Origin of the sequence: Enterococcus durans, from assembly GCF_002277935.1 — a bacterium.
Classification (GTDB): domain Bacteria; phylum Bacillota; class Bacilli; order Lactobacillales; family Enterococcaceae; genus Enterococcus_B; species Enterococcus_B durans.
On the sequence record NZ_CP022930.1, the window covers coordinates 400,891 to 425,279 of the forward strand.

Consider the following 24,389-nt stretch of genomic DNA (forward strand, 5'->3'; position numbering starts at 1 on the left):
AAAAGGAAACAGTCTTAAAAAAGAATCGCCGAGTTCAAAAAATTTGAGATTTGTAAAAAACAAGTGTAAGCCATACGTGTATTCTTGTTAGAATCAATAATTATATAGACAAACCAAATAGAAAGGAAGAAACAATGCGTACTTTATTATCTAAAAAAGAGAGTGCTCAACTCATCATCCTAGAAGTTTTGTTGGAAAAACAAAAAATTTCGCTCGATGATCTAGCTAAAGTGAGCCTTATCTCTAAACAAACTTTATGCAGCTACTTAGATGAACTTCTTACCAAGCTTCCTTTTTTACAGATCAAAAAGAAAAATAACGAAATCCGCTTATTGAAAAATACAATTATCAGTTACCCTGTTATTTATTCTTATTTTTATACTTGTTCCGACCATTTTGCATTTTTAGAATACCTATTTTTTCATCCTTTCACTCAGACAAATAAACTGATTGATCAGCTACACCTGAATCCCTCGAAGTATCGCCGTATCAAAAAACAAACCATTTGCTTTTTGGAGAAAGAGAATATTTTTCTTTCCAATTCACCACTGTACTTTCATGGGGATTTTTATCATTTAGCACATTTTTTTACTACTTTCTTATACGAAAAATACCCTTCACTGACCAGTTTGATTCCAGCTAGAGAACGAAAAGTAATCAAAGAAATTACCGACGGCCTCTCAAAACAAATACCGGAGGAACTACATATCGAACTATATATATGGGTGATGATCAAGCTAAGTATGCATTATCCACGTTGTTTGACCGATTCATCCAACCAAGAAATGGATTGTTCAAAAATCTTAGTCAATCAAAAACGTTTTGAGCAAACGTTTAAAATTCCTTATACAGTTTTTATCCACAACCTTTTTGTCCGTTGCTACACAGATTTAAATCAGCCTATATTGCCAACAGAAAAAAGAGAGTTCAAAAAGGAATTTCTCCATTTGAGAAAGAAAATGTATCAGATTTTTCAAGCTCAATCTGATTCTTTTTTACCTCATACTGTTGATTTGATCATTCATTTTTTGGATGGTAGGACTTATTTATTAAATTCGTTCAAAAAACGTTTTGTCTTAGATTTTTTTATGCAGAACGGTTGTTTTTGTTCAAGTATTTCTGAACAATTGAAACAAGCATTTCTCATTTTTAGAAATAAAATAGCAAATGATGATTTATTTTTTGAATTGATCTATTATCTGATTGTGCATGATACTACACTCGTACAACTATTCATCCAGCACCAACAAGCTAAACGAATTGCCGTTGCCTGTACTTTTGGAAATCCGCATAATCTCATGCTTGCTGCTTATTTGAATCAATGGTTCGGTTCTCGCTTCTCTTTTGAAGCAATTACTTTTGATAATATGGTGAATCTAGAACGACAAGTAGAAACTTATGATTTTTTCCTCACAAATTTGGCAATCGTCGATCATCCAAAATGTATTTCATGTGACAGCTTTTTAAACAACCATGACTTGAATTACTTGGTGCACTTATTTAGCCACTCCATGTTTCAAGATTGGTTAAAAGAATTTCGATGATCTTTTTATATTCTCTTTTAATTAAGAACTATAGAAAAAAATGCGTAAAGAGCCTCCTAAAAGTTAGTTTCTGTACTAACCCATTTAGAAGGCTCTTGTCTTTTTGTTACTTATTCAAATGAATTCTGTAGTTGATTTTGAAATGATCAACCATCGATTATAGAATCTACTGGATATAGTTAAACTAGCTGCAAATTCCATAAGAGTTACTTCAACTTTTTTTGCTAATCTTTGCCAAAAATAAGCATTATCGGTTTTGATGCCTACTTATTGGATCGTTCGTAAGCTTTGGATTCTTTCTTTTACAGCAGCTTGTTTTTCCAAGTAATCTTTTTCTTTGGCACGCTCTGCTTCAACGACCTCTTCAGGTGCATTGGAAACAAATCGTTCATTTCCTAGTTTGCCTTGGACACGTTTGACTTCACTCGTCCATTTAGCTAATTCTTTTTCTAAACGGCTGATTTCTTCCTCAATATTGATCAATCCTGCCAATGGTAAGAAGATTTCTGCCCCCGTCAAAACAGCAGACATCGCTAGATCTGGTGCAACGATATCACTAGAGATCGTCAATTCTTCTGGATTACAGAAACGTTCAATATAACTTGTATTTTCTGCCAAGAATTGATCGATTTTTGGATCATTTGTTTTGATCAACAAAGTGATTGGCTTAGATAATGGTGTATTGACTTCTGAACGGATATTTCGCACGGAACGAATCAATTCTTTCAATACTTCCATTCCCTTAGAAGCTGTTTCATCATCAAATTCTGGATGAACAACTGGATAGTCAGCAATGACTAATGAGCTTCCTTGGTGTGGAATATGTTGCCAGATCTCTTCTGTAACGAATGGCATGATTGGATGCAATAGTCGCAAAATTTGATCCAATGTATGCACTAAGATACTTTTCGTTGTTTGTTTCGAAACTGCATCATCTCCATATAAGATTTCTTTACTCATTTCAATGTACCAGTCACAGAAATCATCCCAAATGAAGTTGTACAATTGACGTCCTGCTTCGCCAAATTCAAAATGATCGAACAAATCTGTTACTTTAGACACTGTTTCATTCAGACGAGTTAAGATCCAACGATCAGCCACCGTCTTTTCACCAGTTAGATCAATATCTTCTACAGTCATGCCTTCGATATTCATAATGACGAAACGAGAAGCATTCCAAATTTTATTAATGAAGTTCCATGAAGCATCCATTTTTTCATAACTAAAACGAACATCTTGACCAGGTGCTGACCCATTTGACAAGAACCAGCGTAAGGCATCTGCACCATATTTTTCGATTACTTCCATCGGATCGATCCCGTTACCTAGAGATTTACTCATCTTACGCCCTTGTTCATCGCGGATCAGTCCGTGGATCAACACATTGTCAAATGGACGACGATCGGTAAATTCTAAACTTTGGAAAATCATTCGGCTAACCCAGAAGAAGATGATGTCATACCCAGTAACTAATGTGCTTGTTGGGAAATAACGTTGGTAATCTTCACTTGTCTCGTCTGGCCATCCCATAGTTGAAAAAGGCCATAAAGCAGAGCTGAACCACGTATCTAAAACATCTGGATCTTGTTGCCAATTCTCGCTATCTGCTGGTGCTTCCATCCCAACATACATTTCACCGGTTTCTTTATGGTACCATGCTGGAATTTGGTGTCCCCACCATAATTGACGAGAGATGACCCAATCATGAACATTTTCCATCCAACGTAAAAACGTCTGGTTGAAACGTGGTGGGAAAAATTCTACAGCATCTTCTGTTTCTTGATTTTTCATCGCTTTTTCAGCTAACGGTGCCATTTTAACGAACCATTGCGTTGATAGTCGTGGTTCCACAACTACGCCTGTACGTTCTGAATGACCAACGCTATGGATCATTTTCTCGATTTTGATCAGACGACCGATTTCTTTTAGATCAGAGACGATTGCTTTACGTGCTTCAAAACGATCCATTCCTTGATACTTACCAGCTAGTTCATTCATCGTACCGTCTTCATTCATGACGTTGATCCGTGGCAGATCATGACGATTACCTACCTCAAAGTCATTCGGATCATGGGCAGGTGTGATTTTTACGACCCCTGTTCCAAATTCCATATCTACGTATTCATCCGCAACGATCGGGATTTCTTTATTTACTAAAGGTAAAATAACCTTTTTACCAATCAGTTCTTGGTATCGTTCATCCTCTGGGTGAACGGCGATCGCAGTATCTCCAAGCATCGTTTCTGGACGAGTCGTCGCAATCTCAACCACACCAGAACCATCAGCAAGTTCATAACTCATGTGGTAAAACGCACCTTCGATATCTTTATGGATAACTTCGATATCTGATAAAGCAGTACGTGCTTGAGGGTCCCAGTTGATGATGTATTCACCACGATAGATCAAATCTTTTTCATAAAGAGACACAAATACTTTACGTACAGCTTCTGATAACCCGTCATCTAGAGTAAACCGTTCGCGGCTATAATCTAAAGATAAGCCCATTTTAGCCCATTGTTCACGAATATGGCTTGCGTATTCTTCTTTCCATTCCCAGACTTGTTCAACAAATTTTTCACGTCCTAGATCATAACGAGAAATACCTTGCTGACGAAGTTTTTCTTCCACTTTTGCCTGTGTGGCAATTCCTGCATGGTCCATTCCTGGTAACCAAAGAGTATCATAACCTTGCATGCGTTTTTGGCGAATCAGCATGTCTTGCAAGGTCGTATCCCACGCATGTCCTAAGTGAAGTTTCCCAGTTACGTTTGGCGGCGGGATCACGATTGAATAAGGTTTTGCTTTCTTGTCGCCACTTGGTTTGAACAAATCTTGGTCCAACCAGTTTTGATAACGGCCAGCTTCAACTTCTTGCGGATTGTATTTTGTTGATAAATTTTTTTCTTCCGTCATACTGATTTCCTCCTTAAAAATAAAAAAAGTCCTAAAATACTTTCGTATTTTAGGACGTATTGATTTACGCGGTACCACCTAATTTGTAATAGTTTCTCCTATTACCTCTCCATGTGAGTTAACGATCACGACTCGTTTATCCCTACTAAAAGATTCAAGATAAAAACTCCCAAGCTACCTTCACCAGCTGCTACTAAGAACGTCCCACCCATTCGTTCTCTCTCTAAAAGTACCTAAACCAGCTACTCCTCTTGTTCAACGTTATGCTTCATTTTACAATGGTTAGAAATTAAAGTCAATAAAAGGTCGTGAGCAAAGCGTTTAGATTTGAGCAGTAGTGATGAAAAAGAGAAAACAGTTCCCCATGTTTTTCTTTTTCAGAGCTAGTGTTGAAAATCTGCTTTGCGAACGCCGTCTATCAGGTCGAAGAAAGCCTTTAATTTGAGCAGTAGTGATGAAAAAGAGAAAACAGTTCCCCATATTTGGCACTAGTATTAAAAATTATTCGCGGACATCATAGCTAAAGGTTTAAGATAGCGCTTTATTTTTATTGGATAAAGCAACGCGTCTGTTAGGCAAATACTTCTGAATATTTTTCATCAAAATAGATAAGTGTTTGCAATTCTGTCGTTAAATCAATGTATTGGATATTTACGTGTTCGGGAACTTTTACTCGATCTGGTGCAAAATTCAAAATTGCTGATACTCCGCCCTGAACAATTTGATCAATTGCAGATTGTGAATATTTGCTTGGCACCGTCGATATTGCGACTGTCACATTTTTTTCTTTTGCTATTTCCGCAAAACGATCGATCGGATAAATCATTTCCTCATCAATCACTTGTCCAACAATCTCTGGATCATTATCAAACACACAGACGATATTCAAATTTTCATTTCTTCTAAAATTATTGTGTTTCAATGCTTTACCAAGATTTCCGTATCCTACCAAAGCAATCCGTTTTTCCTCATCGGTATTTAAAATACGATCAAATACCTCAATAAGATAAGGGACATCGTACCCATAACCACTGCGCCCTAATTCTCCTAAATACGAAAAATCTCTGCGGATCGTTGCAGAGGGTACTTGCGTGATTTTACTGAATTCATTTGATTTGATACGGCCAACGCCAGAATCATTAAGCATATTCAAATAACGCAAGTACAAAGGCAGTCTTTTAGCTGTCGCTTTTGGCAACGTTTCTGATTTTTCTCCCATAGTCAAAGCTCCTTGTTAATTTATTCACATACTCAGTTTAGCATTTATTCGCTGTGTGAGCAACATTTGCAAAAAAATAAACGTTCTCTTCCTTATGACAAGGTTAACTAAAAGAAAGAATGTGGAAAAAATCTAAAAAATCAGGTTTGCTGCAGATTCTAATTTCCAATATACGGCGTCCAAAAGTCAGGTTTTTCGGAAATAAAAAAAACGAGCGTGAGACAAAAGTGAGAAACACTTTTGTCTCGACCTCATTCTAAAATCAAATTTTATTTATTGAAAACTGATTGCTTTTTTACTTGTGATTATTCTTCGCCTATTAGCTTTTTACTATAGTAAATCAGAAAATTCTTCCGCTGCTTTTTCTGTCGTTTCCGTATGGATCGTTTCGATTTTCAATCCAGCTAATGCTCGCTCGATCATTTCATCGATTGCTAAACGTTCTTCATACTGATGGACTTTATCCAAACGAGGACGTGTTTTAGGTTGTGGTGGTGCAAAAATCGTACAGCAATCTTCAAATGGTTGGATCGATAATTCAAATGTATCGATACGTTCAGCCACTTCAATGATCTCTAGTTTGTCCATAGTTGCTACCGGACGAATGATCGGTGTATTCGTGACTTCATTGATTGCTACCATACTCTGCAAAGTTTGAGACGCTACTTGGCCAAGTGATTCGCCATTCAGGATAATCAAACCTTGGCGAATGCGTCGGACTTCATCTGTTAAACGTAACATCATCCTACGCGTAATCGTCATCCAATAACCTTGTGGTACACTTCTCTTGATTTCTTCTTGGATCTCCGTAAAAGGTACTTCAATAAAAACGATTTTTCCAACATATGGAGTCAGTTTTCCAGTTAGATCTTTTGCTTTTTGTAAAGCTTGCTCACTTGTGTATGGTGGACTAGCAAAGTGGACAGCCTCGATTTCCACGCCACGTTTCATCGCAAAGTAACCAGCAACTGGAGAGTCAATACCACCTGAAAGCATCAGCATCCCTTTTCCACTTGTTCCTACTGGTAACCCACCTGCACCTTTGATGGTCTCATAAGATAAATAGGCGCCATCACGGCGTATCTCTACACGTAAGGGAATATCTGGTTTACGCATTTGTACTTGGATATCTGGAAAAATATCAAAGACAGCATTTCCTAGAGTTTGATTCAATTCGTTACTTGTCAATACAAAGTCATGATCACTACGTTTTGCAATGATTTTAAATGTTTCGTTGCCTGTGTAGATTTCCTTCATGATTTCTTGAACAGCTGCTTTTAGTTGTTCCACATCTTTTTCGATCCGGATACTCGGTGAAAAATTTTGGATACCAAAAATCTTTGCTAATTTAGGAATAACTAATTCACTATCTGCACCATTCAATAATAAATGCATTCGATCTCGGTCAGCATGGATCTTGATCTCTGGAAAATCACCAAGGGCTTGACGTACATTCTGTGCTAATTGCATGATAAAACTTTTTCGGTTTTTCCCTTTTGTTGACAGTTCACCATAGCGGACCATGATTTCACTATATTTCACAAAAACACTCCTCAAGAATTAATTGATTGTTGAAAACTTTTTATATAATTGTTTGAATATGATCATAAATTGTTCAACTTCTGCCATCGAATTACTTTCGTCTAAACTGATACGTACTGCTGAAGTCGCTAAATCATTTGGAACATGCATGGCATGCAACGTACTGCTTGCCATATGTTTGCGGGAAGAACAAGCACTAGTTGTTGAAATGAAGATCTGTTTTTCTTCTAACGCGTGTACCAGTACTTCTCCACGAATGCCTTTTAACGAAAAGCATAGAATATGTGGTGCGTAATCTTCTCCTTCGGAATAGATCGTGACCTTTTCATATGTTCCTAGAGCATCAATCAATGCATGCTTTAAATTTTTTGTGTGATCTGGCTTTTGTGCTTTGATATCTAAAGCAAGTCTCAATGCTTTGGACATTGCAACGATAGCTGGTACATTCTCTGTGCCGCTTCGCTGATTTTTTTCTTGGCCACCTCCGGTCAAAAGCGGTGCTAAACGCCGACCTTTTTTCCAATAAATAAAGCCTATTCCTCGTGGTCCATGAAATTTATGTGCGGAGAAAGTGGCAAAATCAACACGGTCTGTCAACCAAGTGGAAAGTGGTACTTTACCGATTGCTTGCACTGCATCCACATGAAAATGAATCTTAGGATGATCTTTCAGTAATTCGCTGATCTCCATGATAGGTTGAATAGAACCCACTTCATTATTGACAGCCATGATGGAAATCAGTACAGTCTCTTTGCGGATCAATTTCTTTAATTCTTCTACAATCACAAAACCTTTTTTATCAACTGGAGCCACACTAACTTCTACTCCTAAAGATTTTAACTGTTCAGCAGTTTCACTTACTGCTGGATGTTCGATTCCTGAAATGATCATATGGTTTCCATACTCACGCTTTTCGATCATTGTTCCTTTAAGTACCCAGTTATCTCCTTCTGTTCCGCCAGAAGTAAAATAGATTTCATCGGGTGTTACTTCAATCAACTCAGCAATTTGTTTTCTTGCTTGCTGTAATAAACGATTGGCTTGATTACCTAAATCATGTAAACTTGACGGATTCCCAATTATCCGCTGACTTGTTTTTACGTAGGCATCTAAACTTTGCGGAAAGATTGGGGTTGTTGCACTATTATCAAAATATATCATAAGAAACCCCTCTTTTTTGAAATTCTCATCTATTATAACGGTTGTCTTATCTGCTTTCAAGAGTGGGATGAGATTTCATTTTTTTGAAACTTACTAAAAAAGCAACATCAGCTTATCCGCTGACGTTGCTTTCATTGTTTATTCGTTGATTCTGATTAGACTAGATCAGGATGATTGAAATAAAAATCTTCAATTCGTTTAAATGCACCAGGTTCAACACGTTCCAATGCTGTACCGATCTCATCTAGGGCTTCTTGGTAATGGTATTCTTTATTAAACATAAAGTAGCTCTTATCAATTGCTTCTTTCACTTCTTCATGAGTATGGCGGTAACGGTTGGCATATTGCAACATTTGTTCAGTTAGCGCAGCAGCATCGACTAAATCATGTGTCTTTTTATCTAGTAATTCTAAGTCTTCTTCACATAAAGCAACTAAACGATTGACTTCTTCCATGTTCACTCTGATTTTATTCAGTACCACACTTAGTTCTTCAATACGTTCTGTCGCCACAAAGAAAAATTCTAGATAATCATTTGGTAAGCCGGGTAAACGTTGTTTTTCAACAAAACGTTTCAGACTACGCAATTTAAATTCAAATGTATCAATTTTTTCTTGCGCTTCTTTTTCACCTTTTCTTAGTTCATGTAAAGAGTCATCGATTTCTACTTGTTGATTCTCAATATCTTCTAAGATTTTGAAAACTTTTTTGTAGAATGTACGTACTTCAGAATAAGGGACCGTGTGTTGTTGGATCTGTGGTTTCATTTGCTCATTTTGTCGTTCAATTTCTTCCACTTCTGTTTGGAACCCTCTTACTCGGCCGATCTCATTATGATTTAGTGCATAACTTTGCGCAGTATGATCTAACTCGATCAGTAGCTGACGATTATTTTTTGTCGCATGTTTGATGTATTGTTCGATCGTTGATTGGTTTGTTGCCACATAATTTTGGGCATCCATCTCACGTTCTAAAATATCATATAATGCGTCGATCATATTCGCAGTTTCGCGGTTTTCGAATTCTACCGTTTCCACTTCGGTCTTTTCAAGGTTCGCTAATGAACCTTGGATCCGATTCCGTACTTTATCAATTTCTCCAACAAGGTCTTCTTCTGGAAAAACATACTGTTCCTGCATTAATTTTTCGTAAGTATCATCGATTTCTTCAAGTTGCTCTGGGAAAGTGGTAGCCAGATCTTCATATAATGGTGGGATTTTTTTCATCAAAGCATCCACTTCATACGTATGTTTTTCTGCTTTATCCAGAACTTCTCGCGCTTCTACGGGATCACCAGAGGTATTCAATGTGACGAATTGAGTAAACTCACTTTCGATCATTTTGACTTGCTTTTGCAACTCTGGGAATGCTGGACCGTATGATTGCTCATCTTCTTTGATCGTTTCCTTCAACTCTTCGTAGATATCAAGCGCTTGTTGGACAGCTAATGAATTGCGTTCTTCTGTTTCACGAAGTTCTTTTAATCCTTCACGGATCTCAGATACTTCTTTTTCCATTTGATTCATCGTATTCTCTGCTTCAACAACAGCTTTTTTACCTTTTAGGAATCGGAAACTTTCATTTAGATTCTCAACTTCAAAAATTTGACTTTCTAACTCAGCAAATGAGGAAGTAGATATGTCATTCCATTTTTGACTCCACTCACGAAAGGTATTTTGGCTTTGCCCAACCAGATGCATTTTTTTGACATCATCGACTTCTTCAATCACAGGCAAGTCAAATAATTCTTCCTTGCGCTTTTCTAAGGCATCCAATCGATCTTGGTTTTTTTTCTTCATCAAGTAACTAACCAAAAAGACGACAATGGCGACTATAATGATTGCAATGACGATCCCGATGATTACATTATTTCCCATTTAAGGTTCCTCCGTTTTCAATATGCATCTATTTTTTATGCTCAGACGAACATCCGCTTCGCATAAAACGAATAAATACGTCTTTCGTGCAAAAGACATCTACCGTAAATTATAACATACTATTTTCAAGCATTCACTAACTTAAGCGAAAATCTTTATTCAGTCATTCGTTTTTTACGAACAAAAAGCAGGATATCTGTTAATTGTTTTCACAGCTATCCACTAACTTTTCTTTTTCGCTTGCTCGATCTGCCGTTGGATCTCTTTTGCTATCTTTGGCTCTGGTGCATAATTTTGTTCCCAATCTGCAGGTTTTAGCACTTTGTTCGTCACTGGATGATAATGTGGTTGGCCATCAGGAAATAATTTCCCCATATTTGCTTGATGAACGATATCAAATATATTGGTTGGATCTACTCCTAATAATGAAAAAGAACCATACGTAAAGTATAAGATGTCTGTTAATGCATCGACTTGTTCGATCAACGGTTCTTTTCCCCAATTCGTTTTTGTATACATTTTTCTTTCTGCTTTATCTAGTGCATCGTGTAGTTCATTGACAGCTTGATGTAATTTTTGGGGATCATTTTCAGCAGTAGCTGCCACCATCTCTACCAATTCTTCAATTTTAAATCCTGCACGGTAGCTCGCTTCTTTACTTGTAAAAGCTGTGGGAGATTCTGGTGATCGTGGATCAAAGATCCGATGAAAATCCTCTACTTTTTGAAATGGTGTTTCTTCCGTCATGATTCTTCTCTTCCTTTTATCTTCATTTTCAATAAATCAGTCCAAAGTGCTTGAGCCCTTCATATATGCCATTTTTCTCGTTTGTTTTGGTCACAAAATCGGCTGCAGCTTTTACTTCATCCTGTGCATTTCCCATCGCAACACCGATCCCTACACCTTTCAACATATCGATATCGTTATAATGATCGCCAAACGCCATGATCTCAGACATCTCAATTCCTTTTTCTTTTGCAAATGTTTTGATACCAGAAAGTTTTGAGCCACCTTTTGGAATGATATCGACTGTATAAGCATTTGAACGTTGGAACGAACACTCAGAGAAATACTTTTCTAGTTTTGCCTGTTCTGACTCTTGACTCAATAAAATACATTGATAGATCGGTTCGTTCAAGATTTCTAGTGTTTCATATCTTTTTTTCTGGCGGTGTGGACTAAATAGTTGCAGCCCTTTCTTCATCAAACGAACAGGAAATTTCTTAGGTAAAAAACTAACGATGCGCTTGATCAGCAGGGATTGTCCTAATAGCATCGTCGTCGAACCTGCTAGCTGATACCGCCCTCCAAAAATAATCTGTCGATGATTCTTATCTGCAAATCGTACAATCTTCTTTAATGTGGATCGATCGAATGGTTGATCCACTATCGTACGATCTGCTGTAAATACTAATTGTCCATTGTAAACAACATACATGTCTAACTCTAATTCATCAATGATTTCTTTAATCCTTATCGGACTACGACCAGTCGCTACACCGCATAATATACCGTTCTTTCGAGCATAATTTATTGCTTTTTTTGTTGACTCTAGTGCTTTAGACTGGTTGTTGACCAAGGTACCATCAATATCAAAAAAAATCGCTTTGATCATCTAATGCCCCTTTTCTAAAATAGATCCATTTGTTTTGGATTCAATCCTTGTGGTTTTATCTTCAATATTTTTTGTAGAGCCAATGCATTTTCCGCCGCATCGCCACCTGAATTATTATTAAAAATAATGCCGATGTCCTTCGTCTGCTGCTCAGCTGATCGAATAGCAGAAGCTAATTCGATCAATTCTTCTTCAGAATAACGATAAAGCGTACGCTTTTTTCGCCAATCTTTGTCATTCGCTTGCCAACCTTGACTATTTCTTCCGTGAAACCGAAAAAGTGTAAACTGAGCGTTGGTTACATAAGGATCGAATGGCACAGTAGTTTGAAGTAATTGCGGTTCATCAATGATTGCTAATGAAAAATCAGCGCGTGTCATAAAACTTCTGGTACGTTCAACTAGTGCTTGACTATACCAAGAATAATCACGTAGTTCGATAGCAATGGGGTAGTCATTGAACCACTTTCTAAGTTTACGCAGATACTGGACACTTTCTTTGGTACATTTGAACGACGCCGGAAACTGTACCAAAAAACAAAATAACTTTCCACTGTCATACATCGGTTGCATGGTATCTAAAAATTTCTCTACCATTTCTTCTTCTGTTTGGTAATATTCCTGCCAATCGCTTTGCCCACTGATTCCTTGATAAACTTTTACGACAAAACGGAAACTTTCTGGTACTTCTTCGACCCACTTCTCAACTGAAGTTTTCCGTGGAATCCCATAATAAGCGGTATCTAATTCCACTAAAGGCAAGAAACCTGCATACTCATAAAGTGTATTATTTTTCTTACCTGTTAATTTATCATGTTCTTTGAACGAAGTTAGTCCAATACGTATCATTTCAAGCCATCCTTCTTCTAAGTTTCATTCAACGTTCTTATGTATCACTACGTAATAAAGCCTATTGTTCTTAACTTAACACCTTGATAGCAAAACTCTTTTATATAGTATACAATAAGCTTTAAAGCCTATGCAAAATTATTCGTAAGGAAGTCCATAAATATGAAAAAAATACTTATTTTACACACTGGTGGAACCATTGCTATGAAAGAAAACATCTTGACAGGGGGTGTGAGTCCAGATGTTGTTAATCCCTTATTGGATGCAGAAATCACTGTACCAGAAAATGTCGATCTCGTGATGGAAGATATTTTTAATCTTCCTTCGCCGCATATCATGCCAAAACACATGCTGATCTTAAAGAAACGGATCATGGAAGCCATTGATTCAGATATTAGGGGTGTTGTTATTACCCACGGAACAGATACCTTGGAGGAAACAGCCTTTTTCTTGGATACGACAATCGGAGACCAGATTCCTATCGTGGTCACAGGAGCCATGCGGTCTAGTAATGAACTTGGAAGTGATGGTCTGTATAACTTCGAAAGTGCCATACGCGTAGCAAGTTGCGATGAAGCAGTTGAAAAAGGAGTCTTAGTGGTCATGAACGATGAAATCCATTCTGCTCGCTATGTCACAAAGACTCATACAACCAATGTGGCTACTTTTAGAACACCGACTTTAGGACCCATCGGTTTAGTGACCAAACACCGTATTTTATTCATGCAAGAACTGTTAGACTCTACACGACTCGATATTTCTTCGGTCAATGGAACGATTCCTATCGTTAAAGCCTATGCTGGCATGCAGGGGGATCTTTTAGAAGCACTTGCTCATGCCAAAGTAGATGGCTTAGTGATCGAAGCTTTAGGCGCTGGTAACTTGCCACCTCAAGCACTGACGGCATTGAAAAAATTATTGATACAAAAAATCCCTGTCATCCTTGTTTCACGTTGTTTCAACGGGATTGCAGAACCCGTTTACGACTACGAAGGCGGCGGTAAAGAATTAGCCGATATGGGTGTCATTTTCTGTAACAGCATCAATAGCCAAAAAGCCCGATTAAAGTTACTGATTGCGCTAAATTATGGTTTGAAAGAACAAAAGTTAGCGGATTTTATCACTAACTAACCACTTTACAGCAAAAACTCTGAAGGATTGTACATAATAAAGTACGTCCTTTCAGAGTTTTTATCCATTAAAAATATAAATATTATGCCTCTTTGTTTCTCCACGTAATATTAGCTTCACAATACACTTGATCTTGCATCCGAATCTCGTGTCTTGTTTGGACACCATCTTCTAGAGCAATCTGTTCATAATGACTTTCGATCTCATTACCGTATTCAACTTCTTTATCAAAACGGATCAATACTTTTTCAGGAATATGCGTAGTTAAAAAATCATAACCTAAAACATCAATGATCCAATTGAAGTACATCGCATTGTTCACATGCTGATTGCTATCGATATCATAAAAACGAACACGATAAGGTAACATAAAGCCAGCCTCTACTTTTTCAATTTTCTCTTGACGTTTGATTTTCTTGATTTTTTCACTTTCAAATGGTGCAATGATTTCTTCATTTACACTACTCATTTTACGGTTAACAAAATCCATCAATACGAAAACAGATTCGATCTTAACCAGTTCTTCTCCTTGTTCATCATGAATCCAAAAATTACGATAACAAAAGAATTTATTGTATTCCATTGCCTGAGTAGTTACAGAAATGATTTCGCCAACTTTTGGGAGTCTATTGATCATGATCGAATAATTCGTGATGACCCAAGTAAGTCCAAAACTCTTGACGAAGTCACTTCCTCGGCCTAATGCATCACTTTGATCTTCAGACGTTTTGATTACTACTCCAAGCATTGACGGAAACGTCATTGTTTGATTTATATCGCATTCATAATATGAAACTTCATGTTTTTTTGTGTATCTCTTTGCCAAAAAAACACCCTCCTCTTATCTTTTATCGAGTAATTGTTCTACTTGTGAGCCATAGGTTTCTCCAAACATATTTAGATGAGCTAATAAATAATACAACTGATAGACAGGTAAGCGTTTTTCCCAGCACTCTTCCAAAGGATAAGTGAATTGATAACTTTCTAAAAATTCTGGACGAAAACCGCCAAATAACTGACTCATTGCAATATCTTGCTCACGATCACCATAAGATACTGCAGGATCAATGAAAACCGGTGTTCCTTGCTGATCAAAGAACACATTACCACTCCACAAGTCTCCATGCAATAGGCTAGGCACAATCTTTTTGTTCGCTAAACTTTCAAGTACATATTGTTTGAAGACTAAAAATTTTTGTTGCCGTACTTGATTCCATCGATTATTTTTTTGTGCCAAAGCAATTTGACTCTCTAATCGGTTTTTGAAAAAAAACGTCCACCAATCTTCCTCAAACGTATTTATTTGGGGCAATATACCTAAATAGTTGTTCTTTCGATAACCGAATTGCGGTGCAGTTACCTTATGCAGGTTGGCTAAAGTAGCTGCCAGTTCTTCCTGGCTACCTTCTCCTGGTTCGATCCATTCCATCAACAGGTAGGCGCCATCTTGTATTTCTCCTAGCATGTAAGTTTCTGGTACACGTACATAAGGTGCTAATTCTTTTAATCCAGCTGCTTCAACTTCAAAAAATTCTTTACCGATGTTCGGATGAATTTTTAAAAAATAAGAACATTGCCCCTCAATCCGATAAGTTTGATTGACATCACCACCAGTTATTGGGATGATTTTTCCTTCTAACTTGATTTCTGACAAGACCGATCGTACATCCATTTCTACTCCTCCTTACATGCTTAGGAAAACAGACTTCTGCTTTTATATATGCTATATGAATTATACCATAGACGATTAGAAAAGAAGGAAATCAGCATGTAGTCAGCTAGTTCTAGAAAAAATGATCCACTCAAAAAACACACTGCTTTTTTAGCTCTTTTAGAAGGAAACCCACTAAAAAAGGAGAAGGAATCTACATTTTTCCCTCTCCTGTTGAATCTATTGGAATTTAAGCTAGTGCGCCCATTGGATCCCATGGAGCCAAGACAGTTGGTTCTTCATTAAATGCAGCTAGTTGTTCTTTTGTCAATAAATCTTTACGAACGACGATTTGATAAGTGTATTCGTCCATCCATTCATCACTCATCACAAAGAAGCCATTCGTTCCGACTTTTTCACCCCAGCTATTTTCAACTTTCCATTTTGTTGATTGTCCATCAACAATGTCGACCCCTGTCAATACCATCGCATGAGTCATTAAACTTTCTCCATAATCAAGTCTTTCTGCTTTTGTCATTGTAAAGTCAATATCAAATAGGTCATCCATGCTATAAACATCTAATGCCATGATTCCACTATCTCTTGTAGAAGATTGACCCACATCACAACCAAACCAAACTGACTCTCCTTGTTCCAGTTGACTGATCGCCAATTTTTTAAATGTTTCCATATCAACGTTCAAGTATTTTACTTCTGTTCCGTCAACGACATTTCCTAACATTTCAACTGTGTAAGAGCGATTGAATGGTTTGTCTTTGGTAGGTGCATTGATGATACTTACATAGTCTTCCAATTTTACACCAATGTATTTGTCATAGAATGTTTGTGGTGTAAGATTTTGATCGATGTGGTAATTTTTGTCTTCATCACGGTACTCAAAATCGAATTCTTTTGGAGGTGTACCTAAAGAAGTTGCCAAGAAATTATAGACATTTTCTAGCATTTTTTCTTTTTTAGCTTGAATCGTTTCTTTTGTTTCTCCATCAGCAATCATTTTGCGCAAAGCAACTGCATCTTTACGTAATATCTTGTTTAGATAATTATTCAATTCACGAGAATTAGAGCTATTTGCACTCTCTGGCATCACTGATTTAGGAACAACGCCATATTTTTGGAATAGTGAAACGATCATATCCCATTGTCCGCCATCTTGCTGAGGTGTAGTAAGTAAAAAGGCAACTTTTCGACTATCCAGTGCTTCTTTTCCAGTAGCAATGATATTTTCATAGAAATAGTTTGCTTTTTCATATTTATCCCAGAAAAATGTGTAGTTTTGAGATAATTCAAAATCTTTTAAATTGAACTGATTCAATAATTTATGACGGAATGTATTTAATGCTGCAAACATCCAGCAGCGTCCTGATTGCTTTTGATTCGCAACTTTTCCTGTTGCTAGATCAATAGAAAATACAGGTGTATTTGTCACATGTGCAGAAACATTCTCTGCAGAAGCAGTGATTCCGTTTTTTACCACAGCTCTTTGTAATGCTTGTTTCTTGTTGCTTGCTTGAAACTGTTGTTCAAATTTTTTTGTCATATCCGAAGTAATAGCTTTCATCCAATCATCCTTCCAATCCAAAATGTACTTATCATTCTACTCTTAAGTTCTTTGAATTACAATGTCCTCTCAACTCATTTTCTTCAAAGAATTTTCATTCATCGGCACAAAGAATACTACTGTGAACAAAGAGGTCGAGACAAAAGTGTTTCTTACTTCTGACCCAACCTCTTTTTGAAATTTCCGAAAAATCTGACCTTTGGACGCCGTTTATTTGAGAGAGGCTGGGACAGAAGTGTTTAACTCTGAGAAATAAGAAGAAATGAACGAAAATGCTTTTCAAATTTTTGTGAACTTCGGCTTATTTCCGAAGGAGTTGCTTCTGCTCCCGCCGTTTATTCGAGAGTCTGTAGCAAAACCGATTTTTAGATTTGTCCCACATTCCCTCATTACAAAAGTATTCTTTAACACAGGTTCATGCTCATAGATATGTAGCAGAAGTTATATGACTAGAACGTTGGACACCTTTTTCTGCTTCCTAAAATGGACCATTTGGCTGATAACGATACTGCAACCCAGACTAGCGATAGCCTATTATTTTACCGTAAGGAGTTAGTTTATGAAGCTAGATTTTCATTAACATAGTAACGCTATTTTTCTATTGTGATTATTTTACATTTCCGTTGGAATCCAGAAAAAAGCTGAGAAAAAATATTCATCCTTCATCAGCTTTTTTACTGGATCATCTTAAAAACTTTTTCTGACTTGAATTCATTCCTCATATTCAATCAACTCAGCAATTTTCATTGTTCAATTTAGTCCGATTTCAACCTAAGTATTCCTGTAAAAAATTCAGCGTATTCGCAAAAACTTCATCGGCATAACCCTCTCCATGTTGGCTACCAGCAATAAGTTTGCTTTCACTAGGAACCTTTTGTTCAGCCAAACTTTGTTGCAATTTGTACACACCACTCAACGGTACCAATTCTTCTAAAGAATTGGCCAAAAAGATCGGCCCACTCTCAGCTGAGACCCGTTGCAATGGATCTGCTTGCTGTAGCAAAACTTGATCCTGACCGACATAATTTAATATAAACCACTTATAAAAAACATCGTTGGTTCCCCCTTGATCGATCTGACGACTTTCCTGTTGATCAAAATTGGGGTTTTGGTTCATTTCAGCTACGACATCTGGATGTTTTGCCACCCAATCCACTAAATCAATAATCCCTGACCAAGAAGCCGCAGCAATTCCCTTTTGTAAAGCCAGTTCGATTGCTAAATTACCACCAGCAGAAGATCCTAAAGCGGCAATTTTTCCCTTTTCCACTGGCAAATCACTTGCTAGCAACCAATCATAAACCTTCAACACATCGTTCAAGGCAGCTGGATAAAGATAGTTGGGTGCCAAACGATAATTAGGAGCGATAACCAAATAACCAATTGTCCTCAGCTGTTCAGCTAAGGCTGATTCTTTTTGCTTATCTCCTCGAAACCATCCACCACCGTGAATCAGAATAATCGTTCCTTTGGTCACGTTGGGTTGATACACGTCGCATGCCAGTTGATTTTCCACATCGTAAATCATTTCTTGGACCATCTTGGATCTCCTCCTAAATCAAATCATTTTCAGCAGTCACTGGAGGTTGTTGTTGCCTGATTCTTTCTAAAACATCTCTCAAGTGATTTTTCACATGTTCATATTCCGACATTTGTTTACCAAATTGTTGGTTGAACACTGGCAATCCACCTTCTGCAAAAGCATACTCAAACTGATAAACTGCTTGATATGCTTGCGTAAATTCGGATAATAATGCCCCTTCGTTAGCTAGTTGTAACGCCATTTGGATGACCCTAAAATCGGTATAAGCGATTTCAAATTGAATCGCCCAGATTCGAATGAAGTCATGTTGATTTTTGATATGCAGAAAATGGCGCTCAGTTGTTTCTTGTAAATTTTTGATAGAACCAATCACATCAAGCATTCTCCCACCTCACTGTAATTTCAAGAAAATTCCTTTGTCTTGCATTGCTTTAACAAAGACTGGTACAGTTTTTCCTCGATTCCAATCACGTTGCATCTCACAAGCCAGTTGGGCAAACGTCGTCAATTGCGCACCCGCCTGTTCCACACGGCGCAAAGCAGTTTCATGGGCAATCACGCTTGTGCCACCAACTGCATCCACCACCGGATACACTTCATAACCAGCTTGCAAAGCATCTAAGGTCGGAAAAGTTAAACAAGCTTCCGTCCATAATGCGGCAATAATCAATTTTTTTCGACCAGTCGCTTCAACGGCAGCTTTAAACTCTGCATCCTCCCAAGCATTGATTGACGTACGGTCATAGCTAGGTAAATCAGCTAACACATTTTTTAATTGGGGAATCGTTTCCTGATTGCGACCAGTTGCCACATTGACTGTCGAAAGGATGATCGGCACTTGGTACTCTTTCAGCAGATTCGTCACGGCTGTTACATTTTCAATTAATTGATGGCGGTCCATGGAGTTGATGGAATTGACTTGGGTTGGTTGATAATCGATCAACAGAAACACTGAATTTTCCGGAGATAATAATTCATCTTGCGCAGCATCACGTGGTTTTAAACTTGTCATAAAGCATTCGACCTTTCATTTTTGATACCTATAATCTACTCTTTTTTTGAATTTTCTAACAGTAAAAGCTCTCGGTAAAAGAGTACTCTTTTACCGAGAGCTTTTTTCGTCAAACAAACGCTTTTTCGTTCACCATTTTTAGCAAAAAAAATAGGCTCAAGGAATTCCTCCAATGAACCGTTTTTACCTATGGAAATATTATTTTTTCTCTATAAAAAAAAGCCACAGTCAGCGACTGTGGTCAAATTACTCCGGCAGTAGGACTCGAACCTACGACATCATGATTAACAGTCATGCGCTACTACCAACTGAGCTATGCCGGAATCAAGTACATGTATATAATAGCAAGTTACGATAAATAACGCAATACTTTTTTTGAAAATTTCTATTATTTTTTTATGGAAAATTTTTTTAAAAATACGTTATTTAAAAACAGTATTTTGTCCCTTATTTCCAAACATAAAATAGCTGTTTTCTCTAATTAAATATTGACAAATCCACCTATATTAGTTATCCTAATATCTGTAAGATTTTTGCCGCTTTAGCTCAGCTGGTAGAGCGCTTCCATGGTAAGGAAGAGGTCGCCGGTTCAAACCCGGCAAGTGGCTTATCTATACAGCGTAACATGTTGTTTTACCAGCGTGTTCACGCTGTTTTTTTGTTGTTCTCTGCTAGAAAAATCACTAATATTTTTTTATTTTATTTCTCTTTGTTTTCATACTATCCACTTGTAGATTTAGTGATTAGCTGCATGAAGAAAATCTTTTCACTGATACTTGTTTCTCACCAATCTCAAGATATTATTTACTGACTTAAGATTCAGTGGATAGGTTTTACGTTCGTTTGTTTTACATTCTAAAAAAGCTAGAATATCGTCAGGACTTTTATCCAATATTCTAACTTTTTATCTCTTATGGTCGCAGATCAACTAATTGTACATGACTATCTAATGTTCCACTTGGACTTTCAAGTTTAAATACACCTAATCGCGGATCAAGTGTCAAAGTCATTGCTTCATCCATATACATTTTTGAATAGTCTTTGATATAGACTTCACCTATGTCACTATCTACAGTGAGCGGATAATCATTTTTTTCTTGTTTCTTATCTAACAGGAGTAAACGGAAACTAGTATCCAATGAGCAAACACCCATCTTTGAATATTTTCCTACACCATCATCCAAATCAAGGATGATCGTGGCACCCTCATCAGTATACTTCTGTAGTCTTTCTTGTGCTTTTTCAGAAATTTTTAGATACATCTATCAATTACCTCCTTCAATGTATTACAAGTTGATGCTAGCACATTTAAATTTTTTTAGCGAAAATTCTGCTTTTGTTCCGTTTAATTACGTTTTTAGGCTCTATATTTTTTGAAGTTAGCGAATTTCACCAATATCATTTAACAGTGAGCTTTTAAAAATTATATTTTCTTGTAATACAAAAAAACACAATAGATTACTCTATTGTGCTTTAACTACTCCGGCAGTAGGACTCGAACCTACGACATCATGATTAACAGTCATGCGCTACTACCAACTGAGCTATGCCGGAATATTACCAGCGTGGCGACGTCCTACTCTCACAAGGGGCAACCCCTCACTACAATCGGCGCTAAGAAGCTTAACTTCTGTGTTCGGCATGGTTACAGGTGTATCCTTCTCGCTATCGCCACCACACTGTGGTGTTATCTTTTTATTGAGTTTGCATTTTGCTCACTCAAAACTGGATTTGAAGTTTAAGTAATGTCCGAGTTCTTTTCTTTTAACCATTTGGTTAAGTCCTCGATCGATTAGTATCAGTCCGCTCCAACCATCACTGGCCTTCCACTCCTGACCTATCTACCTGATCATCTCTCAGGGATCTTACTTTCTTAAAGAAATGGGAAATCTCATCTTGAGGTGGGCTTCACACTTAGATGCTTTCAGCGTTTATCCCTTCCCTACATAGCTACCCAGCAATGCCCTTGGCAGAACAACTGGTACACCAGCGGTAAGTCCATCCCGGTCCTCTCGTACTAAGGACAGCTCCTCTCAAATTTCCAACGCCCGCGACGGATAGGGACCGAACTGTCTCACGACGTTCTGAACCCAGCTCGCGTGCCGCTTTAATGGGCGAACAGCCCAACCCTTGGGACCGACTACAGCCCCAGGATGCGACGAGCCGACATCGAGGTGCCAAACCTCCCCGTCGATGTGGACTCTTGGGGGAGATAAGCCTGTTATCCCCAGGGTAGCTTTTATCCGTTGAGCGATGGCCCTTCCATGCGGAACCACCGGATCACTAAGCCCGACTTTCGTCCCTGCTCGACTTGTTGGTCTCGCAGTCAAGCTCCCTTCTGCCTTTACACTCTTCGAATGATTTCCAACCATTCTGAGGGAACCTTTGGGCGCCTCCGTTACCTTTTAGGAGGCGACCGCCCCAGTCAAACTGCCCATCTGACACTGTCTCCCACCACGATCAGTGGTGCGGGTTAGAGTGGCCATAACGCAGGGGTAGTATCCCACCAGCGCCTCCATCGAAACTAGCGTTCCGATTTCTACGGCTCCTACCTATCCTGTACATGCGGTACAGACACTCAATATCAAACTACAGTAAAGCTCCATGGGGTCTTTCCGTCCTGTCGCGGGTAACCTGCATCTTCACAGGTACTAAAATTTCACCGAGTCTCTCGTTGAGACAGTGCCCAAATCGTTACGCCTTTCGTGCGGGTCGGAACTTACCCGACAAGGAATTTCGCTACCTTAGGACCGTTATAGTTACGGCCGCCGTTTACTGGGGCTTCAATTCGTACCTTCGCTTACGCTAAGCACTCCTCTTAACCTTCCAGCACCGGGCAGGCGTCAGCCCCTATACTTCATCTTACGATTTTGCAGAGACCTGTGTTTTTGATAAACAGTCGCTTGGGCCTATTCACTGCGGCTGATCGAAGATCAGCACCCCTTCTCCCGAAGTTACGGGGTCATTTTGCCGAGTTCCTTAACGAGAGTTCTCTCGCTCACCTTAGGATTCTCTCCTCGACTACCTGTGTCGGTTTGCGGTACGGGTCATTGTTTTCTCACTAGAAGCTTTTCTTGGCAGTGTGACATCAGGAACTTCGGTACTATTATTTCCCTCCCCATCACAGCTTATCCGTGTAGACAGAAGCATTTGACTCCTATCAAGACTTACTGCTTGGACAGACATTTCCGATCGTCTGCATTCCTTAGCCTCCTGCGTCCCTCCATTGCTCAAACAAAAACAACGAGTACAGGAATATCAACCTGTTGTCCATCGCCTACGCCTGTCGGCCTCGGCTTAGGTCCCGACTAACCCTGGGCGGACGAGCCTTCCCCAGGAAACCTTAGTCATTCGGTGGACAGGATTCTCACCTGTCTTTCGCTACTCATACCGGCATTCTCACTTCTAAGCGCTCCAGCAGTCCTCACGATCTGCCTTCAACGCCCTTAGAACGCTCTCCTACCAATACACCTCATGGTGTACTCCACAGCTTCGGTAATATGTTTAGCCCCGGTACATTTTCGGCGCAGGGTCACTCGACTAGTGAGCTATTACGCACTCTTTAAATGGTGGCTGCTTCTGAGCCAACATCCTAGTTGTCTGTGCAACCCCACATCCTTTTCCACTTAACATATATTTTGGGACCTTAGCTGGTGGTCTGGGCTGTTTCCCTTTCGACTATGGATCTTATCACTCACAGTCTGACTCCCGGATATGAATGAATGGCATTCGGAGTTTATCTGAATTCGGTAACCCGAGATGGGCCCCTAGTCCAAACAGTGCTCTACCTCCATCATTCTCAAATCCGAGGCTAGCCCTAAAGCTATTTCGGAGAGAACCAGCTATCTCCAAGTTCGTTTGGAATTTCTCCGCTACCCACACCTCATCCCCGCACTTTTCAACGTACGTGGGTTCGGTCCTCCAGTGCGTTTTACCGCACCTTCAACCTGGACATGGGTAGATCACATGGTTTCGGGTCTACGACTACATACTCAAACGCCCTATTCAGACTCGCTTTCGCTGCGGCTCCGTCTCTTCGACTTAACCTCGCATGCAATCGTAACTCGCCGGTTCATTCTACAAAAGGCACGCCATCACCCATTAACGGGCTTTGACTTGTTGTAGGCACACGGTTTCAGGTTCTATTTCACTCCCCTTCCGGGGTGCTTTTCACCTTTCCCTCACGGTACTGGTTCACTATCGGTCACTAGGGAGTATTTAGCCTTGGGAGATGGTCCTCCCGGATTCCGACGGAATTCCTCGTGTTCCGCCGTACTCAGGATCCTCCTAGGTGCCTTCCAAATTTCATCTACGGGGTTTTTACCCTCTTTGACTGACTTTTCCAAGTCATTCGATTATCTGAAAGAACTACCATATTGGAGTCCTACAACCCCAATGAGCAAGCTCATTGGTTTGGGCTTTTCCCGTTTCGCTCGCCGCTACTCAGGGAATCGAATTTTCTTTCTCTTCCTGCAGGTACTTAGATGTTTCAGTTCTCTGCGTCTACCTCGAATGCGCTATGTATTCACGCAAACGTAACATCCTATAAAAGATGTTGGGTTTCCCCATTCGGAAATCTCTGGATCATAGCTTACGTACAGCTCCCCAAAGCATATCGGTGTTAGTCCCGTCCTTCATCGGCTCCTAGTGCCAAGGCATCCACCGTGCGCCCTTATTCACTTAACCTTATCAACCTTACGGTTGGGTTTTGATCTTTCTTCTAGCGATAGAAGTCCGATCAAGAAAATAAGCAA

At 38.8% G+C, this 24,389-nt stretch carries 17 protein-coding genes, 3 tRNA genes, 2 rRNA genes, 1 pseudogene and 1 other annotated feature; of the genes and pseudogenes, 4 read left to right on the top strand and 19 right to left on the bottom strand.

Annotated elements, in window-relative coordinates; genetic code table 11:
- Positions 1-134: 134 nt before the first annotated feature.
- Positions 135-1,544: a helix-turn-helix domain-containing protein gene (locus CJZ72_RS01995; protein ID WP_095443578.1), complete on the top strand. Its 1,410-nt coding sequence runs from the start codon at positions 135-137 to the stop codon at positions 1,542-1,544.
- A 267-nt stretch (positions 1,545-1,811) separates the two neighbouring features.
- Here CJZ72_RS01995 and CJZ72_RS02000 read toward each other — a convergent pair whose 3' ends face one another.
- The 8 genes from CJZ72_RS02000 to CJZ72_RS02035 all read right to left on the bottom strand — a co-directional run bounded on the left by CJZ72_RS02000 (position 1,812) and on the right by CJZ72_RS02035 (position 12,719).
- A complete protein-coding gene (locus CJZ72_RS02000) occupies positions 1,812-4,457 on the bottom strand; it encodes a valine--tRNA ligase (RefSeq protein ID WP_081135322.1) in 2,646 nt (881 codons plus the stop codon).
- Between the two features lie 47 nt (positions 4,458-4,504).
- Positions 4,505-4,725: a binding site (T-box leader), on the bottom strand.
- A gap of 303 nt (positions 4,726-5,028) precedes the next feature.
- A complete protein-coding gene (locus CJZ72_RS02005; protein ID WP_081135324.1) occupies positions 5,029-5,676 on the bottom strand; it encodes a redox-sensing transcriptional repressor Rex in 648 nt (215 codons plus the stop codon).
- A gap of 330 nt (positions 5,677-6,006) precedes the next feature.
- Positions 6,007-7,218 (bottom strand): tRNA uracil 4-sulfurtransferase ThiI, encoded by a 1,212-nt coding sequence (thiI, locus tag CJZ72_RS02010; RefSeq protein WP_081135326.1) that lies wholly within the window; start codon positions 7,216-7,218, stop codon positions 6,007-6,009.
- A gap of 18 nt (positions 7,219-7,236) precedes the next feature.
- Positions 7,237-8,379: a cysteine desulfurase family protein gene (locus tag CJZ72_RS02015; protein ID WP_081135329.1), complete on the bottom strand. Its 1,143-nt coding sequence runs from the start codon at positions 8,377-8,379 to the stop codon at positions 7,237-7,239.
- A gap of 155 nt (positions 8,380-8,534) precedes the next feature.
- Positions 8,535-10,256, bottom strand: a complete 1,722-nt coding sequence (locus CJZ72_RS02020; protein ID WP_005879615.1) for a septation ring formation regulator EzrA — start codon at positions 10,254-10,256, stop codon at positions 8,535-8,537.
- Positions 10,257-10,478: 222 nt separating this feature from the next.
- Entirely contained in the window at positions 10,479-11,003 is a 525-nt protein-coding gene (locus tag CJZ72_RS02025; RefSeq protein WP_005879617.1) for a pyrophosphohydrolase domain-containing protein, read from the bottom strand.
- 28 nt (positions 11,004-11,031) lie between these two features.
- On the bottom strand, positions 11,032-11,871 hold the full coding sequence (locus CJZ72_RS02030) for a Cof-type HAD-IIB family hydrolase (RefSeq protein ID WP_095443579.1): 840 nt from the start codon (positions 11,869-11,871) through the stop codon (positions 11,032-11,034).
- 14 nt (positions 11,872-11,885) lie between these two features.
- On the bottom strand, positions 11,886-12,719 hold the full coding sequence (locus CJZ72_RS02035; protein ID WP_005879621.1) for a DUF72 domain-containing protein: 834 nt from the start codon (positions 12,717-12,719) through the stop codon (positions 11,886-11,888).
- Between the two features lie 162 nt (positions 12,720-12,881).
- On the opposite strand from CJZ72_RS02035, the gene CJZ72_RS02040 reads away from it, so the two are divergent.
- The gene (locus tag CJZ72_RS02040) at positions 12,882-13,850 is read left to right on the top strand and encodes an asparaginase (RefSeq protein ID WP_081135334.1); all 969 of its coding nucleotides are present in this window, start codon (positions 12,882-12,884) and stop codon (positions 13,848-13,850) included.
- A gap of 82 nt (positions 13,851-13,932) precedes the next feature.
- Here CJZ72_RS02040 and CJZ72_RS02045 read toward each other — a convergent pair whose 3' ends face one another.
- The 3 genes from CJZ72_RS02045 to CJZ72_RS02055 all read right to left on the bottom strand — a co-directional run bounded on the left by CJZ72_RS02045 (position 13,933) and on the right by CJZ72_RS02055 (position 17,080).
- Positions 13,933-14,676: an acyl-ACP thioesterase domain-containing protein gene (locus CJZ72_RS02045; RefSeq protein WP_081135337.1), complete on the bottom strand. Its 744-nt coding sequence runs from the start codon at positions 14,674-14,676 to the stop codon at positions 13,933-13,935.
- A 15-nt stretch (positions 14,677-14,691) separates the two neighbouring features.
- Positions 14,692-15,522 (bottom strand): fructosamine kinase family protein, encoded by an 831-nt coding sequence (locus CJZ72_RS02050; RefSeq protein ID WP_095443580.1) that lies wholly within the window; start codon positions 15,520-15,522, stop codon positions 14,692-14,694.
- A gap of 229 nt (positions 15,523-15,751) precedes the next feature.
- A complete protein-coding gene (locus CJZ72_RS02055) occupies positions 15,752-17,080 on the bottom strand; it encodes a C1 family peptidase (RefSeq protein WP_095443581.1) in 1,329 nt (442 codons plus the stop codon).
- A 224-nt stretch (positions 17,081-17,304) separates the two neighbouring features.
- On the opposite strand from CJZ72_RS02055, the pseudogene CJZ72_RS15195 reads away from it, so the two are divergent.
- Positions 17,305-17,423, top strand: a pseudogene (locus CJZ72_RS15195) (DUF3788 family protein); the annotation flags it as partial.
- Between the two features lie 423 nt (positions 17,424-17,846).
- Here CJZ72_RS15195 and CJZ72_RS02065 read toward each other — a convergent pair.
- The 4 genes from CJZ72_RS02065 to CJZ72_RS02080 all read right to left on the bottom strand — a co-directional run bounded on the left by CJZ72_RS02065 (position 17,847) and on the right by CJZ72_RS02080 (position 19,958).
- Entirely contained in the window at positions 17,847-18,620 is a 774-nt protein-coding gene (locus CJZ72_RS02065; RefSeq protein WP_081135345.1) for an alpha/beta hydrolase, read from the bottom strand.
- Positions 18,621-18,633: 13 nt separating this feature from the next.
- Entirely contained in the window at positions 18,634-19,005 is a 372-nt protein-coding gene (locus CJZ72_RS02070) for a hypothetical protein (RefSeq protein WP_081135347.1), read from the bottom strand.
- A gap of 9 nt (positions 19,006-19,014) precedes the next feature.
- Positions 19,015-19,635, bottom strand: coding sequence for a hydrolase (locus tag CJZ72_RS02075; protein ID WP_081135350.1), 621 nt, complete (start codon positions 19,633-19,635; stop codon positions 19,015-19,017).
- 249 nt (positions 19,636-19,884) lie between these two features.
- Positions 19,885-19,958, bottom strand: a tRNA-Asn gene (locus CJZ72_RS02080).
- 212 nt (positions 19,959-20,170) lie between these two features.
- Here CJZ72_RS02080 and CJZ72_RS02085 point away from each other — a divergent pair.
- Positions 20,171-20,243, top strand: a tRNA-Thr gene (locus CJZ72_RS02085).
- Positions 20,244-20,546: 303 nt separating this feature from the next.
- Here the strand turns inward: CJZ72_RS02085 and CJZ72_RS02090 are convergent.
- The 4 genes from CJZ72_RS02090 to CJZ72_RS02105 form a co-directional block, all read right to left on the bottom strand.
- Positions 20,547-20,897: an iron-sulfur cluster biosynthesis family protein gene (locus CJZ72_RS02090; protein WP_005880598.1), complete on the bottom strand. Its 351-nt coding sequence runs from the start codon at positions 20,895-20,897 to the stop codon at positions 20,547-20,549.
- Between the two features lie 218 nt (positions 20,898-21,115).
- Positions 21,116-21,189 (bottom strand) — tRNA-Asn (locus tag CJZ72_RS02095).
- 9 nt (positions 21,190-21,198) lie between these two features.
- A 5S ribosomal RNA gene (gene rrf / locus CJZ72_RS02100) occupies positions 21,199-21,314 on the bottom strand.
- A 93-nt stretch (positions 21,315-21,407) separates the two neighbouring features.
- Positions 21,408-24,321, bottom strand: a 23S ribosomal RNA gene (locus CJZ72_RS02105).
- Positions 24,322-24,389 lie beyond the last annotated feature (68 nt).